The organism is Nocardiopsis sp. M1B1 (assembly GCF_052466615.1).
Genome location: NZ_CP196194.1, coordinates 4,894,344 through 4,909,517, shown reverse-complemented (window position 1 = coordinate 4,909,517; position 15,174 = coordinate 4,894,344). Strand labels below are relative to the sequence as shown.

14 protein-coding genes are annotated in these 15,174 nt (G+C 73.3%); 11 read left to right on the top strand and 3 right to left on the bottom strand.

The window, feature by feature from the left end:
- Window positions 1–38: 38 nt before the first annotated feature.
- Window positions 39–1,337, top strand: a complete 1,299-nt coding sequence (locus ACSTA4_RS21290) for a heparan-alpha-glucosaminide N-acetyltransferase domain-containing protein (protein WP_444960750.1) — start codon at window positions 39–41, stop codon at window positions 1,335–1,337.
- Here ACSTA4_RS21290 and ACSTA4_RS21285 read toward each other — a convergent pair.
- Complete coding sequence (locus ACSTA4_RS21285; RefSeq protein WP_444960749.1) at window positions 1,315–2,001, bottom strand: hypothetical protein; 687 nt, start codon at window positions 1,999–2,001, stop codon at window positions 1,315–1,317. The genes ACSTA4_RS21290 and ACSTA4_RS21285 overlap by 23 nt on opposite strands.
- Window positions 2,002–2,058: 57 nt before the next feature.
- Window positions 2,059–2,643: a GNAT family N-acetyltransferase gene (locus ACSTA4_RS21280; RefSeq protein ID WP_444960748.1), complete on the bottom strand. Its 585-nt coding sequence runs from the start codon at window positions 2,641–2,643 to the stop codon at window positions 2,059–2,061.
- Between the two features lie 411 nt (window positions 2,644–3,054).
- Between ACSTA4_RS21280 and deoC the strand changes: the two genes are divergently transcribed.
- The 5 genes from deoC (at window position 3,055) to ACSTA4_RS21255 (ending at window position 9,036) form a co-directional block, all read left to right on the top strand.
- On the top strand, window positions 3,055–4,002 hold the full coding sequence (gene deoC, locus ACSTA4_RS21275; RefSeq protein ID WP_444960747.1) for a deoxyribose-phosphate aldolase: 948 nt from the start codon (window positions 3,055–3,057) through the stop codon (window positions 4,000–4,002).
- 5 nt (window positions 4,003–4,007) lie between these two features.
- The gene (locus ACSTA4_RS21270; RefSeq protein ID WP_444960746.1) at window positions 4,008–5,438 is read left to right on the top strand and encodes an aldehyde dehydrogenase family protein; all 1,431 of its coding nucleotides are present in this window, start codon (window positions 4,008–4,010) and stop codon (window positions 5,436–5,438) included.
- Window positions 5,431–6,393: an aldehyde dehydrogenase family protein gene (locus ACSTA4_RS21265; protein ID WP_444960745.1), complete on the top strand. Its 963-nt coding sequence runs from the start codon at window positions 5,431–5,433 to the stop codon at window positions 6,391–6,393. The genes ACSTA4_RS21270 and ACSTA4_RS21265 overlap by 8 nt, the downstream gene beginning before the upstream one ends.
- Before the next feature lie 164 nt (window positions 6,394–6,557).
- Window positions 6,558–7,355: a purine-nucleoside phosphorylase gene (locus ACSTA4_RS21260; RefSeq protein ID WP_212643426.1), complete on the top strand. Its 798-nt coding sequence runs from the start codon at window positions 6,558–6,560 to the stop codon at window positions 7,353–7,355.
- 10 nt (window positions 7,356–7,365) lie between these two features.
- On the top strand, window positions 7,366–9,036 hold the full coding sequence (locus ACSTA4_RS21255; RefSeq protein WP_444960744.1) for a phospho-sugar mutase: 1,671 nt from the start codon (window positions 7,366–7,368) through the stop codon (window positions 9,034–9,036).
- 9 nt (window positions 9,037–9,045) lie between these two features.
- On the opposite strand, the gene ACSTA4_RS21250 is transcribed toward ACSTA4_RS21255, so the two are convergent.
- Window positions 9,046–9,537: an Lrp/AsnC family transcriptional regulator gene (locus ACSTA4_RS21250; protein WP_047869398.1), complete on the bottom strand. Its 492-nt coding sequence runs from the start codon at window positions 9,535–9,537 to the stop codon at window positions 9,046–9,048.
- Between the two features lie 883 nt (window positions 9,538–10,420).
- On the opposite strand from ACSTA4_RS21250, the gene ACSTA4_RS21245 reads away from it, so the two are divergent.
- From ACSTA4_RS21245 to ACSTA4_RS21225, 5 genes are all read left to right on the top strand, one after another.
- A complete protein-coding gene (locus tag ACSTA4_RS21245) occupies window positions 10,421–11,419 on the top strand; it encodes a thiamine pyrophosphate-dependent dehydrogenase E1 component subunit alpha (protein ID WP_444964231.1) in 999 nt (332 codons plus the stop codon).
- Window positions 11,416–12,435, top strand: coding sequence for an alpha-ketoacid dehydrogenase subunit beta (locus tag ACSTA4_RS21240; protein ID WP_416027208.1), 1,020 nt, complete (start codon window positions 11,416–11,418; stop codon window positions 12,433–12,435). Before ACSTA4_RS21245 ends, ACSTA4_RS21240 begins: the two co-directional genes overlap by 4 nt.
- Before the next feature lie 7 nt (window positions 12,436–12,442).
- Window positions 12,443–12,787 carry a biotin/lipoyl-containing protein gene (locus tag ACSTA4_RS21235; protein WP_274974189.1) on the top strand — a complete coding sequence of 115 codons (345 nt, stop codon included), beginning with the start codon at window positions 12,443–12,445 and terminating at the stop codon, window positions 12,785–12,787.
- A 163-nt stretch (window positions 12,788–12,950) separates the two neighbouring features.
- Complete coding sequence (locus tag ACSTA4_RS21230) at window positions 12,951–13,652, top strand: alpha/beta fold hydrolase (protein WP_444964230.1); 702 nt, start codon at window positions 12,951–12,953, stop codon at window positions 13,650–13,652.
- Window positions 13,653–14,003: 351 nt separating this feature from the next.
- Window positions 14,004–15,059, top strand: coding sequence for a BMP family lipoprotein (locus ACSTA4_RS21225; protein ID WP_248771432.1), 1,056 nt, complete (start codon window positions 14,004–14,006; stop codon window positions 15,057–15,059).
- The last annotated feature ends 115 nt before the right edge of the window (window positions 15,060–15,174 follow it).

Here is a 15,174-nt window from a genome sequence, read left to right as displayed (position 1 = left end):
CGTTGTTGCCGCGCGGGCGACGGCATAGCCTGACGGGCGTGACACAGAACCAGTCCGGCGAGACCTCCGCCGCCCCCGCGGGCCCGTCCTCGGGCCGGGGCCGGATCGACGGCATCGACGCCGCACGCGCCCTCGCGGTGTTCGGGATGTTCGTCGTCCACCTCGGCGTGGAGTCCATGGGGCTGCTGTCGCCCGAGGGCTACGCCTGGGACGTGCACGGCGTCGTGCGCGGCAACTCCTCGGCGCTCTTCGCCCTCCTGGCGGGGACCTCCCTGGCCATGATGACCGGGCGCACCGACCCGGTCGGCGGCGACCGCCTGCGCGGGGCCGCGGTGCGCATCCTCACCCGCGCGGCGCTCATCGGTGTGCTGGGCCTGGTGCTGGACCTCATGGGGGTCCCGGTCGCCATCATCCTGACCTACTACGCGGGCTTCTTCGTGCTGGCCCTGCCCCTGGTCAAGCTGCGCTCGGGCGCGCTGTGGACGGTGGCGGGCGCTCTGGCCGTGCTCGGCCCGCCGCTCTCGTTCCTGCTGCGCGACAACGTCTTCCCGCCCTCGCCGCGCACGTCATCGCTGTCCTCGCTCAGCGAGTTCCTCCTGACCGGCTACTACCCGGCGATCACCTTCATGGCCTTCGTGACCGCGGGGATGGCGCTGGGGCGGCTGGACCTGGCCGCCACCGCGGTGCGGCTGCGCCTGCTGGCCTCCGGCGCGGCCCTGCTCCTGCTCGGCCACCTCGGCTCCTGGGCCCTGCTCGAACCGATGGGCGGCATGGACCGCCTGGTGCGGGCCAGCGGCCCCGCCCTGACCGGTCTGCCCTCCGGGGAGGTGACCGACGAGGCGACGGCGGCCCTGGTGCGCGCCGCGGTGGTCGAGGAGACGCAGTCGCTCTCGGGTCAGGTGCCCACCGACTCCTGGTGGTGGCTGGCGGTCGGCACGCCCCACACCGGCACCACCTTCGAGATCGCCGAGGCGGTCGGCCAGGGACTCGTGGTGCTGGTGGTGTGCATGTTCCTGTGCGACCGCTTCCGGGTCCTCATGTACCCGCTGACCTCGGTCGGCCGGATGCCGCTGACCGTCTACACCGGGCACATCCTGGCCCTGGCGATGGTCATCGCCGCCTCCGGCGGGATCGGCTGGCACCAGCCGTGGCTGCTGGAGGGCTTCGTCCTGGGGGCACTGGTCTTCGCCACCCTGTGGCGGCTGACGGCGGGCAGGGGACCGGCCGAACTCCTCCTCGGGGAGGCCGCCGACGGCATGGTCGCCCTGGTGGAGGAGCGAAGACCCGCCGCTGACGGAGGCCCTCCCGGCCGTCCTAGCGACGGTCCCCCCGCGTGATCCTGGCCGAGGTGCGGTCTCGGTGGGCCATGGAGTCGGTGGTGGTCCGCGCGTTCTGGCGCATGAGCCTGCGCGCGTCGTCGGCCGCCGACCGCGCGACCGCCTGACTGGCCACGGGGCGCTGCGCGACCTCGGCGTCCTCGGGCAGGCCGATGTCCATGGGCAGGCCCGCCCGGCTGATCACCCGCAGTTGGGCGTCCTCCTGCGACTTGGAGGGCCGGATGTCGCCGTCGGGGGTGCGCCACGCCTTCAGGCGGGCGTGCAGCCAGTCGGTGCCCTGGTAGTCGGGGCCGCTCGGCCACGGCACGCCGTCGGGGCGGTGCCCCAGCGCGTGCAGCGCGTCGGCGACGGTCCACCCGGCGGAGAAGAAGCGCGCGGTCTCGTCGCGCAGCACGCGAAAGTCCACGCGGCGCAGGGACGCCTCCTCGCGGCGCAGCGTCTCGCAGGCGTCGTGCACGTCGCGGGGGGTGTGCCGGGTGCGGTGCAGGGGGTCGGCCTCGGGTTTGCGCAGCAGGGAGTCGTCCACCGTCACGATCACCTCGCCGCGGCGGTTGTCCCAGACGCTGACCTCCTCGCGCGCCCACCCCTGGGACTCGGCCAGGGCCACCGCCATCCTGCGCAGGTCGACCCGCTCGTCGTCGCTGCTGATCCGGAACTCCGCCATGCGCCCAGCCTAGACGAGCCCTGCCCGGCCCGGATCGCGCCGGGCCCCCGGCCCCGCTCAGCCCCGCTGTACCGGGCGGACCATCACCAGCTGCGGTCCCCCCACCGTGTCCACGAAGCGGCGGCCGGTGAAGACGAACCCGGCGCGCGCGTAGACACGGGCCGCCGCGTGGTTGGCCTCGTCCACGCACAGCACCAGCTCGGCCGCCTCCGGCGCCACCTGCGCGGCCAACCTGTCCAGCAGGGGCGGGGAGCACACGGCCCGCCCCACGCCCCGGTTCTGCCAGGCGGTGGTGACGTAGAAGGCGCGCAGCAGCACCGCCCGCGCCGGGTCGGGTACCAGGTCGCGCGCGTGCACGGCCCGGTCCAGCACGCCGAAGCCCGCGCAGGCCGCCCGCGCCCCGGCGGCGTCGGCGACGGCTCCCGGACCGACGACGGCGAAGGGCGTGCGCGCCGGGTCGGCGTCGGCGGCGGGCAGGGTGGTCACCGGCAGCAGCACGTGTCCGCGCTGGCCGGGCGGCAGGCGGTGGCGCAGCACGGCCAGCCGCAACAGGTCCGCTTCCGGTGTGACCCGGTCCAGCCGTACCAGGCGCACCGGCTCCGCCCCGCCCGCGCGTGGCTCGCTCCGCTCTCCGGCCGACATCACCGCTCCCGTCGCCTCGGGGTCCGCTCCTCCGGCTCCCGGGCCCGGGGACGCGGGCAGGGGGGAGGATTCGGGCCAGTCTCGCATCCCGCCCACGTAGCTAAAAGGGAGTGGTCCGGTCTAGACCACGCGTGTCCTTCCCAACGGTGACAGAACACTACGGGCGCCCTTTTCTGGGGGTTCTCCGTGCCGGATTGGAGGAAAGGACGAGGAAAACTCCCCGGGTGGGTTGGAGGCTCCTCCAACCTTGGGCGGCTCGATCCGGACGGGTGCTGACGGCGGCCCCACCCGGCGTTAGGGTGACTGCCTGACGGCCCGGCCCCGGGGGAGGACCTCCCCGCGCGCCGCGCCGCGAGCCCCGTTTCCGCTGGCCACAGCGGACGGGCAGGCCAGCAACCCGACGAGCTGTAGGTGCCCGTGCCCCACACCGCATTCGCGCCCGAGGCGGCGACCAACCGCGAACTCCGCGCGTTCCTGCACGGCCTCCCGGGCGTGGACGAGGTCGGCGCGCGAGCCCGCGCCCAGGACCTGTCCACCCGGTCGGTCAAGACCACCGCCAAGGCCCGGGCCATCGACCTGGCCGTCTCCATGGTGGACCTGACCACCCTGGAGGGCGCCGACACCCCCGGCAAGGTCCGGGCCCTGTGCGCCAAGGCCGCCCACCCCGACCCCGCCGACGCCACCGTGCCCCGCGTGGGCGCCGTGTGCGTCTACCCCGACATGGTCGCCACCGCCGTCGAGGCGCTGCGCGGCACCGGGGTCGGCGTGGCCTCGGTGGCCACCGCCTTCCCCTCCGGCCGGGCGCCCATGGAGGTCAAGCTCGCCGACACCCGCCGCGCGGTCGCCGACGGCGCCGGCGAGATCGACATGGTCATCGACCGCGGCGCCTTCCTGTCCGGCGACTACCTCAAGGTCTTCGAGGAGATCGCCGCCGTCAAGGAGGCCTGCGGCACCGCCCACCTCAAGGTCATCCTGGAGACCGGCGAGCTGGCCACCTACGACAACGTGCGCCGCGCCTCCCACCTGGCCATCCGGGCCGGGGGCGACTTCGTCAAGACCTCCACCGGCAAGGTGTCCCCGGCCGCCACCCTGCCGGTCACCCTCGTCATGCTGGAGGCGGTCCGCGACCACCACGCCGCCACCGGAAGGCGCGTGGGCGTCAAGCCCGCGGGCGGCATCCGCACCACCAAGGACGCCATCCGCAACCTGGTCCTGGTCAACGAGGTCGCCGGTCCCGACTGGCTGACCCCCGACCTGTTCCGGATCGGCGCCTCCAGCCTCCTCAACGACCTGCTCATGCAGCGCACCAGGCTGTCCACCGGCACCTACCCGGGCCCCGACTACTACACGCTGGACTGAGAGCCGTGATCTTCGAGTACGCGCCCGCACCGGAGTCCCGCTCCGTCGTCACCCTGCGCGAGAACTACGAGCTGTTCGTCGACGGCGCCTTCACCCCGGCCGAGGGCGGCGAGTACCTCACCACCCTCAACCCCGCCGACGAGACCGAGCTCGCCCGGGTCGCCGTCGCCGGACGCGCCGACGTGGACCGGGCCGTCGCCGCCGCCCGCCGCGCCTTCGACACCGTCTGGGGGCCGATGCCCGGCGCCGAGCGCGGCAAGTACCTGTTCCGCATCGCCCGCATCATCCAGGAGCGCTCGCGCGAACTGGCCGTGCTGGAGTCGATGGACAACGGCAAGCCCATCAAGGAGACACGCGACGTCGACCTGCCCCTGGTCGCCGCGCACTTCTTCTACCACGCCGGGTGGGCCGACAAGCTCGCCCACGCCGGGCTGGGCCCCGACCCGCGCCCGCTGGGCGTGGCCGCCCAGGTCATCCCGTGGAACTTCCCGCTGCTCATGCTCGCGTGGAAGGTCGCCCCGGCGCTGGCCACCGGCAACACCGTGGTGCTCAAGCCAGCCGAGACCACCCCGCTCACCGCGCTGGCCTTCGCCGAGATCTGCCAGGAGGCCGACCTGCCCCCGGGCGTGGTCAACATCCTCACCGGCGCGGGCGAGACCGGCCGCGCCCTCGTGGAGCACCCGGGCGCCGACAAGGTGGCCTTCACCGGCTCCACCGGGGTCGGCCGCCAGATCGCCCGCTCGGTCGCGGGCACCGGCAAGCGCCTCACCCTGGAACTGGGCGGCAAGGGCGCGAACATCGTCTACGACGACGCGGCCCTGGACCAGGCGGTCGAGGGCATCGTCTCGGGGATCTTCTTCAACCAGGGCCACGTGTGCTGCGCCGGTTCACGGCTGCTGGTCCAGGAGTCGATCGCCGAGGAACTGCTGCCCCGGCTCAAGGAGCGCGTCGCCAAGCTGCGCCTGGGCGACCCGCTGGACAAGAACACCGACATCGGCGCGATCAACTCCGCCGCGCAGCTGGAGCGCATCCGCGAACTCACCGACACCGGCGAGGAGGAGGGCGCCGAGCGCTGGTCGCCCGCCTGCGAGCTGCCCGCGAGCGGCTACTGGTTCGCGCCCACCGTCCTGACCGGCGTCAGCCAGTCCCACCGCGTGGCACGCGAGGAGATCTTCGGCCCCGTGCTCTCGGTGCTGACCTTCCGCACCCCCGAGGAGGCCGTGGCCAAGGCCAACAACACCCCCTACGGCCTCTCCGCCGGGGTGTGGACCGAGAAGGGCTCGCGCATGCTCTGGACCGCCGAGCGCCTGCGCGCCGGGGTGATCTGGTCCAACACGTTCAACAAGTTCGACCCGACCAGCCCCTTCGGCGGCTACAAGGAGTCGGGATACGGCCGCGAGGGCGGGCGGCACGGATTGGAGGCCTACCTTGGCTGAGCGGCGCGAGAACCGGAAGACCGCCAAGAGCGCGGCCAGGGCCGCCGAGGCCGCGCGGGGCACGGCCGACGCCGCCGCGCCCGCCCGGCTGGCGGTCCGCAAGACCTACAAGCTCTACCTGGGCGGGGCCTTCCCCCGCTCCGAATCGGGCAGGAGCTACCCCGTGACCTCCGCCAGCGGCCAGCACCTGGCCAACGCCTCGCTCGCCTCCCGCAAGGACGCCCGTGACGCCGTGGCCGCCGCGCGCAAGGCCTTCGGCGGCTGGTCGGGCCGCACCGCCTACAACCGCGGCCAGATCCTGTACCGGGTCGCGGAGATGCTGGAGGGGCGCCGCGACCAGTTCGCCGCCCAGGCCGTGGCCGCGCAGGGGCTCTCCCGCGCCGACGCCGAACGCGTGGTCGACGCCGCCGTGGACCGGTGGGTGTACTACGCGGGCTGGACCGACAAGGTCGCCCAGGTCCTGGGCGGCGCCAACCCCGTCTCGGGGCCCTACTACAACCACTCCGCGCCCGAGCCCACCGGCGTGGTCGCGGTGTTCGCCCCCCAGAACGCGCCGCTGCTCGGCCTGACCTCCGTGGTCGCCCCCGTGATCGCCACCGGCAACACCGCCGTCGTGGTCACCTCCGGGGACGCGCCGCTGGCCGCGATCGACCTGGCCGAGGTGCTGGCCACCTCCGACCTGCCGGGCGGTGTGGTCAACCTGCTCACCGGACGCGTGCCGGAACTGGGGCCCCACCTGGCCTCGCACGCCGACGTCAACGCCCTGGACCTGACCGGCGCCGGGGACCTGGCCGCCGAGTTCGAGAGGGCCGCCGCCGACACCCTCACCCGGGTGCTGCGCCCCGGCCCCGGCTCCGACGGCGGCGAGGACGCCTGGCTCGACCCCGATCCCGGCACCGCGCGCCTGAAGCCCTTCCTGGAGACCAAGACGGTCTGGCACCCCGTGGGGATCTAGGGGGCGCCGAGGCCGCCGCCGGTGCGACACAGGGGTTCCGCCGGCGACGATCCCGTACCCGCGGCGCGTCCGGGCCGCCCGGACGCGCCGCGGGTAGCAGGATCACGCGTACGGCACCGCGTCCGCGCACCCTTGCCGGGCGCCAACGAACGGAGAGACCCGCTGTGACTCGCACACCCCAGGCAGCCGCCGAGGAGGCCGCCGCCGAACTGCGTTCGCGCACCGGCGTGGACGCCTACGACGTCGCCCTGGTCATGGGATCGGGGTGGGCCTCCGCGGCCGACCTGCTCGGCGACTCCGGCCAGGAGCTGCCCACCACCGACCTGCCCGGCTTCGTGCCCCCGGCGGTGGAGGGCCACAGCGGCACCGTGCGCAGCATCAGGGCGGGCGACCGCTCGCTGCTCGCCTTCCTGGGCCGCACCCACCTGTACGAGGGCCACGGAACCGACGCCGTCGTGCACGGCGTGCGCACCGCCGTGGCGGCCGGGGCCACCACGGTCGTGCTGACCAACGCCGCGGGCGGCATCAACCCCGCCTACGCGGTGGGGTCTCCGGTGCTCATCGCCGACCACCTCAACATGACCGCGCGGTCCCCGCTGACCGGCGCGACCTTCGTCGACCTCACCGAGACCTACACCCCCGCCCTGCGCGAGCTGGCCCGCTCGGTGGACCCCTCCCTGCCCGAGGGCGTGTACGCGGCCATGCCCGGCCCGCACTTCGAGACGCCCGCCGAGATCCGCATGCTCAGCGCCATGGGCGCCGACCTGGTCGGGATGTCCACCGTGCTGGAGGCGATCGCCGCCCGCGCCGCGGGCGCCCGCGTGCTGGGCCTGTCCCTGGTCACCAACGTCGCGGCCGGGCTCACGGGGGCCAACCTCGACCACGAGGACGTGCTGGCCACCGGCCGCGACGCCGCCGGAACGGTCGGCCGCCTGCTCGCCGACATCACCGCCAAGCTCTGAGGGGAACCCCATGACCGACCTCGCCCGGGCCAGGCAGTGGATCGCCCAGGACCCCGACCCCGACACGCGCGCGGAGCTGGCGGGACTGGTGGAGCGCGCCGGCCGGGGCGAGGCCGACGCGCTGGCCGACCTGGACTCCCGCTTCGGGGCCCGCCTGGAGTTCGGCACCGCCGGGCTGCGCGGCGCCCTCGGCGCGGGCCCCAACCGGATGAACCGGGTGGTGGTCATGCGGGCCGCCGCGGGGATCGCCGCCTGGCTCGGTGAGGGCCCCGGGCACGTGGTCGTCGGCTACGACGCCCGGCACCGCTCGGCGGACTTCGCGCGCGACAGCGCCGCCGTCCTCACCGGCGCCGGGCACCGCGTGTCCCTCATGCCCGGACCGCTGCCCACCCCCGTCCTGGCCTTCGCCGTCCGCGACCTGGGCGCCGACGCCGGGATCATGGTCACCGCCAGCCACAACCCGCCCCGGGACAACGGCTACAAGGTCTACGCGGGGGCGGCCAAGGCGGGCGGCGGCGCCGACGCGGGAACCCAGATCGTCTCCCCGGCCGACGCCGAGATCTCCGCCGCCATCGACGCGGTGGGCCCGGTCGACGAACTGCCCCTGGGCGAGGGGTGGACGGTGCTGGGGGAGGAGGCGGTGGAGCACTACCTGGACGCGGTCACCGCGCTGGTCCCGGGCGGGGACCGCGACCTGGCCACCACCTACACCGCCATGCACGGCGTGGGCGGCCGGGTGCTGCTGGCGGCGATGGAGCGGGCGGGGTTCCCCCGTCCGTCCGTGGTCGCCGCCCAGTTCGAGCCCGACCCCGACTTCCCGACCGTGGACTTCCCCAACCCGGAGGAGCCCGGCGCCATGGACATGGCGCTGGCCACCGGCGCCGCCGACCGCTCCGACCTGGTCATCGCCAACGACCCCGACGCCGACCGGCTCGCGCTCGCGGTCCCCGGGCACGGCCTGCTCACCGGCAACGAGGTGGGCGGGCTGCTGGCCGAGTACGTGCTCGACCACACCAGCGGGTCCGACCGGGTGGTGGCCGCCTCGATCGTCTCCTCCAGCCTGCTCGGCAAGATCGCCCGCGACCGGGGCGTGCACTACGAGGAGACCCTCACAGGCTTCAAGTGGCTGGCGCGCGCGGGCGGACCCGGGCAGCGGCGGGTCTTCGCGTTCGAGGAGGCTCTGGGCTACTGCGTGGGCGCCGACGGCGGCCGTCCGGTCGCGGACAAGGACGGGATCAGCGCGGCCCTGGTGGCCGCGGCGCTCGCCGCCCGCGCCAAGCGCGAGGGGACGACCCTGCTCGACCTGCTCGACGGCCAGGCGCGCCGGTACGGCCTGCACCTGAGCGATCAGCTGTCGGTGCGGGTGGAGGACCTGTCGCTCATCTCCGCGGCGATGCGGCGGTTGCGCGCCGAACCGCCCGCCGCGTTCGGTCCCCTGCGGGTGGTGGGGGTGGACGACTTCGCCGCCGGACACGCGGGTCTGCCGCCGACGGACGCCCTGCGCTTCCGGTTGGAGGGCAGGGGACGTGTGACGCTCAGGCCCTCGGGGACCGAGCCCAAGCTGAAGGCCTACGTCGAGGTGGTGCTGGATGTGGACGGTGACGTGGCGGCCACCCGCGCACTGGGCTCGGACCTGCTCGCCGAGCTGATGGCCTCGGTCACCGCGGCTGTCGGGGGTTGAGGGCGCCGTTCAGTCGCCGTCGGCGGGTTCCACGACCGGCCGGTGCACGACCTCGTCGATGACGGTGAGCGTCTGGGTGGACGTCACACCGGGAAGCGACTGCAACCGGGTGAGGATCAGGTCGCGCAGCTGGTTGGTGTTGGCCACGCGGACGAGGAGGACGATGTCCGCCGAGCCCACGACGTACCAGCAGTACTCGATCTCCGGGTAGGAGGACAGGATCTCCCGGTTGGCGCGCCAGTCCGGCTGGCTGCCCGAGATGAGGACGAGCGCGGTGACGCCGAGCCCCATCTTGGAGTGGTCGGTCACCACGGAGTAGCCGCGGATGACGCCCTCGTCGGTGAGCCGCTTGATGCGGTTGTAGGCCGTCGCGCGGGACACGTTGGCCAGTGCGGCGATCTCGGTGATCCCGGTCCGCGCGTCCTTGGCGAGCGCGCTCAGGATCGTCTGGTCGGTCGTGTCCGGCCGCCGGCCGTTCCTCCGCTGGTCGCCCATGGCCATGTGCGTGCTCCTCGTGTGCTCTTGTTTCAGGACGAAGCCCCTCACTGTCGTCGTTGACCGGGGCTAACGAGTTACCAGGTAAACGTTGTTTCCGTCTATCGGAATCTCAGTCGGCGAGATGCGCGGCATTCGGGCACCCCCTCCGGCCGCCGCGGGGGCGGCGCCGGAGGAGGACGGGAGCGGGGACCCTGGCGCGGGGTCCGACGGGCGGGGGGAGGCGCGTCGGGAGTCCGACTGTACTCGTGGTCGACGCGGTCGGTGGATGGGGTGGTTTCCCGGACCGGCGGCGCCTACACCGCGCGGCCCGGAACACGACAGAACTTCTTGTCGCGGGGTTGCGTGGGGTCCAAGTGTCGGGAAATCGGGGGGTTTCGTTGACCGGATGACCGGTGCCTCGAACGTATGCGCTCGGCGCCGGGAAGTGCGCCCGCCGCGGCCGATCGCGGCTGTTCCGTGACCGTGGACCCCCCTCACCGCGACCCCGCGTGCGCTCCCGGTCGCGGCTCGCGCCCTCCCGGGGTCCGACGGCGTTCGTGAGGTGTATAGGCCCGTGTGTCGTTTTCTCGGGTGGAACGGGGTTCGCGCTGGACACCAGGGGACGATATGGCGAGTTTCGTTCCCATATGTATCAACTAGCGGCGGATATCTAGCGAAAGTGTCGAGTCTTGCGGAGAATCTGCGTACAGGACAGACACCGCCCGGAGCCCGGACCGCGCCACCGCGCGGGGCAGGGCCACGTTGGGAGCCGCTCGACATGCCCGCCAGCCGCCCGCCCTCGCCCCAGGACCCGCTTCGCGGAAGTCGCGGGGCCACCGCCCCCGACGCAGGCGCCGTGCGTCCGGACCCCTCACCCCACGAGCCGGCGGACCGGGGCGCCATCACCGTGGGCCACCTGCCGCCCGACCTCACCCGTGCCCTCTACCGCCACATGAGGACCGCCCGCGACCTGGACACCGAGGCCATCGCCCTCCAGCGCCAGGGCGTCTTCCCCGCCTACGTGTCCGTGCGCGGCCAGGAGGCCGCCCAGGTCGCCAGCGCCTCGGCCATGGACCCCGCGCGCGACTTCGTCTTCCCCACCTACCGGGAGATGGCCTCCGCCCTGGCCTACGGGGTGGAGATGGTCGGCTACATGGCCACCCACCGCGCCCTGTGGCACGGCGGCCTCTACGACGTCGCGGCCTCGCGGTTCGGCGCCGTCAACGCCGTGGTCGGCGGCCCCGTCCCGCACGCGGTCGGCTGGGCCGTGGGCGAGCGGCTGCGCGGCGGCGACGGCGTGGCCCTGGCCTACTTCGGCGACGGCGCCAGCTCCGAGGGCGACGTCCACGAGGCCATGAACTTCGCCGGGGTCTTCGGCGCCCCCGTGGTCTTCTTCTGCCAGAACAACCAGTGGGCGCTGTCGGTGCCCAACCACCGCCAGGTCGCGGGCGGCTCGGTCAGCGCGCGCGCCGAGGGCTACGGCATGCCCGGCGTGCTGGTGGACGGCAACGACGCGGGCGCGGTCCACGAGGCCACCGCCGAGGCCGTCGCCCGGGCCCGCCGCGGCGAGGGCCCCACCCTCATCGAGGCGCTCACCTACCGGGTGGAGCCCCACTCCACCTCCGACGACCCCGGCCGCTACCGCGACGACGCCGAGGCCCGGCGCTGGCGCGAGCGCGACCCCGTGACCCTGCTGCGCGCGGCCCTGCTCGCCGCCGGGCACGCCGACGAGGGAGAACTCGCCCGGGTCGACGCCGAGGCCCGCCAGGAGGCCGAGCGCATCCGCGACGGGGTGGCCACCGCACCCGAACCGGACGGTTCGGAGCTGTTCACCCACGTCTTCCGGGAGACCACCGAGGAGCTGACCCGGCAGCGCCGCACCTGGCAGGAAGAGGTCGAGCTGTGACCGAGCTGATCGAACGCGCCGACACCGCGGCCGAGGCCCCCGAGGTCGAGCTGTCCATGCAGCAGGCCATCAACCGCGCCCTGCGCGACCTGCTCGCCGAGGACCCCGACGTGCTGGTCTTCGGCGAGGACGTGGGCGCCCTGGGCGGGGTCTTCCGCGTCACCGACGGGCTCCAGAAGGAGTTCGGGGACACGCGTGTCTTCGACACCCCGCTGGCCGAGTCCGCCATCATGGGCATGGCGGTCGGCCTGGCCATGAACGGCTGGCGGCCCGTCCCCGAGCTCCAGTTCGACGGTTTCGCCTATCCCGCGATCGACCAGATCGTCAACCAGGTGGCGCGCATGAACTACCGCACCCGCGGCGCGGCCCCCATGCCGATCACCCTGCGCCTGCCCTCCTTCGGCGGCATCCAGGCGCCCGAGCACCACGGCGAGAGCCTGGAGGCGCTCTTCGCGCACACCCCCGGCCTCAAGGTCGCCGCGCCCTCGGACCCCGCCGACGCCTACAGCCTCCTGCTCCAGTCGGTGCGCTCCGACGACCCCGTCGTCTACATGGAGCCCAAGGCCCGCTACTGGGACCGCAGGCCCGTGCGGCTGCGCGAGCCCAGCGAGCCCATCGGCACCAGCCGCGTCGTGCGCCCGGGCAGGCACGCCACCCTCATCGCCTGGGGGGCCATGGTGCACCGCTGCGTCCAGGTGGCCGAGCTGGCCGCCGAGGACGGCGTGGAACTGGAGGTGCTGGACCTGCGCTGGCTCAAGCCCCTGGACGCGGCCGGGATGGCCGCCTCGGTCGCGCGCACCAGGCGGGCCGTGGTCGTCCACGAGGCGCCGCTGACCGCCGGGCTCGGCGCGGAGGTGGCCGCCCTGGTCACCGAGCACTGCTTCCGCGACCTGTCCGCCCCCGTCCAGCGCGTCACCGGGTTCGACGTGCCCTACCCCGCGGGTCCCCTGGAGCCGCAGTACCTGCCGACCATCGACCGCGTCCTGCTCGCGGTGCAACGGACCCTGGAGTACTAGAGCGACCATGGCAGAAGACAACATCACCTTCTCCCTCCCCGACCTGGGCGAGGGGCTGGTCGAGGCGACCGTCCTGGAGTGGCAGGTCGCCGTGGGCGAGGAGATCGAGCGCAACGCCCCCCTGGTGGAGGTGGAGACCACCAAGTCCGCGGTGGTCATCCCCTCGCCCCAGGCGGGCCGGATCGTCGAGCTGCACGCCGAGGAGGACCAGGTGGTCCCGGTCGGCGCGCCCCTGGTGACCTTCGCGGTCCAGGCCTCCGGCGACGCGCCCCGGGCGGGCATCGTGGGCCGCGTCCCCGAGGAGCAGGCCCGGCCCGCCCGCCGGGTGCGGCTCAAGCCCCCGACGGACTGACGGCGGCCGACCGCGGGTCCCGTTCGGAGGAAGACACGGACGGGGGCGCCCCCCGGCGCGCCCCGTTCGGAGGAAAATCCGACCGGGGCCCGCGTTTTTCCCTTTTCTTTTCGAAAACATGGTGGGTGGTTTCATGTCCGCGAATCTCACCGGCGGCGTGACAATGCGTTATGCGGATTTGCGTCCGCAGGGTCGCGGGGACGGGGTCCCCGTACTTCTCCTGCACGGTTTCGGCACCGACTTCGGCATGAATTGGCGGGCCGCCGGGTGGACGCAGGCCCTGGAGTCGGCCGGGCTACGGGTGATCGGGCCGGATCTGCGCGGTCACGGAAACAGCGACAAACCGACCGACAGCGCTTTCTACCTGCCCGGACACTTCGTCGCCGACCTCGTCTCCATGCTCGACGAGTTGGCGGTGGACAAGGTCGACGTGGTCGGTTACTCCATGGGTTCGCGCCTGGCCTGGGAACTCGCGCTGACCGCCCCCGAACGCGTCAAGCGGGTCGTTCTCGGCGGTTTCGGACCGAAAAACGCCTTCGCCGGAACGGACCTGTCCGACCCCGGTTCCGGGGACACGCCCTTCGACCGCGTCTACCGCACGGTGGCCGCCCTGCCCTCCAACGATCCCGCCGCGCTGGCCGCCTGCGCGCGCGGCCAGGCCTCGCGCCCCTTCGACGCCGAGCCCCCGCTCAGCGGTCTTCCGGTGCTGCTGGTCTCGGGCGCCCGGGACCAGTTCGCCGAGGGCGCCGCGGCCCTGGCCGAGCGCTGCGGCGGCACGCACGTGGAGATCCCCGGGCGCGACCACGCCAACGCCGTCTCCTCCCGCCGCTTCCGGCAGGCCGTGCTGGACTTCCTGGCCGACTGACGCCGTGCGCGGCCCCGCAGCCCCGCCGCCCGACGCGGTTAGTCCGGTCTAGACCAGCCCCCTCCGACGTGCCGGTGTGACAACCGGTGAAGGACGCGCAGCCATGCGTGGTAATGCCGTGTCGGAGCGGGGAACGGCTTCCCCGCAACACAATCCCGAAACACCGCCGACCGCTTCGGACGCACGCTTGTCGACTTTCGGGTAAGGACCCGTGTCGCTACGCTCTCGCCTTCATAACAACTCCGCCCGTTGGTTAGATGTACTTTCGGCCACCGGATATCGTCCGGCTGCAGAACTCAGGTCGGTCGCGAGCGAATGCTGGCCGCTGAGAGGGCGTAAGAGGAGTGAGAAGTGAAGCGCAGCAACACAGTCAGGTTCGCCGCGGCCGCGGCGGCCGGTGTGCTCGCCCTCACCGCGTGTGACAGCGCGGCCGAAGAGGGCGGTGGCGGCGAGGGCGGCGGCGAGGAGTCCGCCTCCGAGCTCCAGGTCGGCCTGGCCTACGACGTCGGCGGTCGCGGTGACCGCTCCTTCAACGACTCGGCCTACCGGGGACTGGAGCGGGCGGCCGAGGAGCTCGGCGTCGAGACCAACGACTTCGAGCCCAGCGACGGCGAGGCCGAGTCCGCCAAGGAGGACCGCCTGGCCACCATGGCCGAGGAGGGCTACGACGTCGTCATCGCCGTCGGGTTCGCCTACGACGGCGCCGTGCGCGCGGTCGCGCCGGAGTACCCGGACGTCCACTTCGCCATCGTGGACTCCGAGATCGCCGACGTCGACAACGTCACCAGCCTGGTCTTCGCCGAGGAGCAGGCCTCCTTCCTGGCCGGCGCCGCCGCGGCGCTGACCACCGAGGAGGACCACGTCGGCTTCGTCGGCGGCGTCGAGACCCCGCTGATCCGCAAGTTCGAGGCCGGTTACGCCGCGGGCGTGGAACACGTCAACGAGGACATCACCGTCGAGGTCGACTACCTGAGCCAGCCGCCGGACTTCAGCGGCTTCAGCGACCCCGCCAAGGGCCGTGAGACCGCCCAGGCCCAGTACGACCGCGGCGCGGACGTGATCTACCACGCCGCCGGTGCCTCGGGCAACGGCATCCTGGAGTCGGCCGTGGCCAACGACTTCACCTTCATCGGCGTCGACAGCGACCAGTACGAGAACGCCGCAGAGGACCAGAAGCCGCACGTGCTCACCTCCGCCATCAAGCAGGTGGACGTGGCCGTGTTCGAGCTGATCTCCGCCGCCACCGAGGGAGAGGTCGAGGGCGGCGTCCAGCGCTTCGAGCTCGCCGACGGCGGCGTGGACTACACCACCTCCAACGAGGAGGCGATCAGCCCGATCCAGGAGCAGCTGGACGAGATCAAGCAGCAGATCATCGACGGCGAGATCGAGGTCCCGACCGAGCCGTAGACCGTGTTCCCCTGGACCTCCGCTTCGCTTCGGTCCGTGTTCGGGCACCAGAGCCCGGTCCAGGAACACACGTCGTCGCGGGGTCGCCCGCGGCGGCCAGCATCCACGGGCGGCA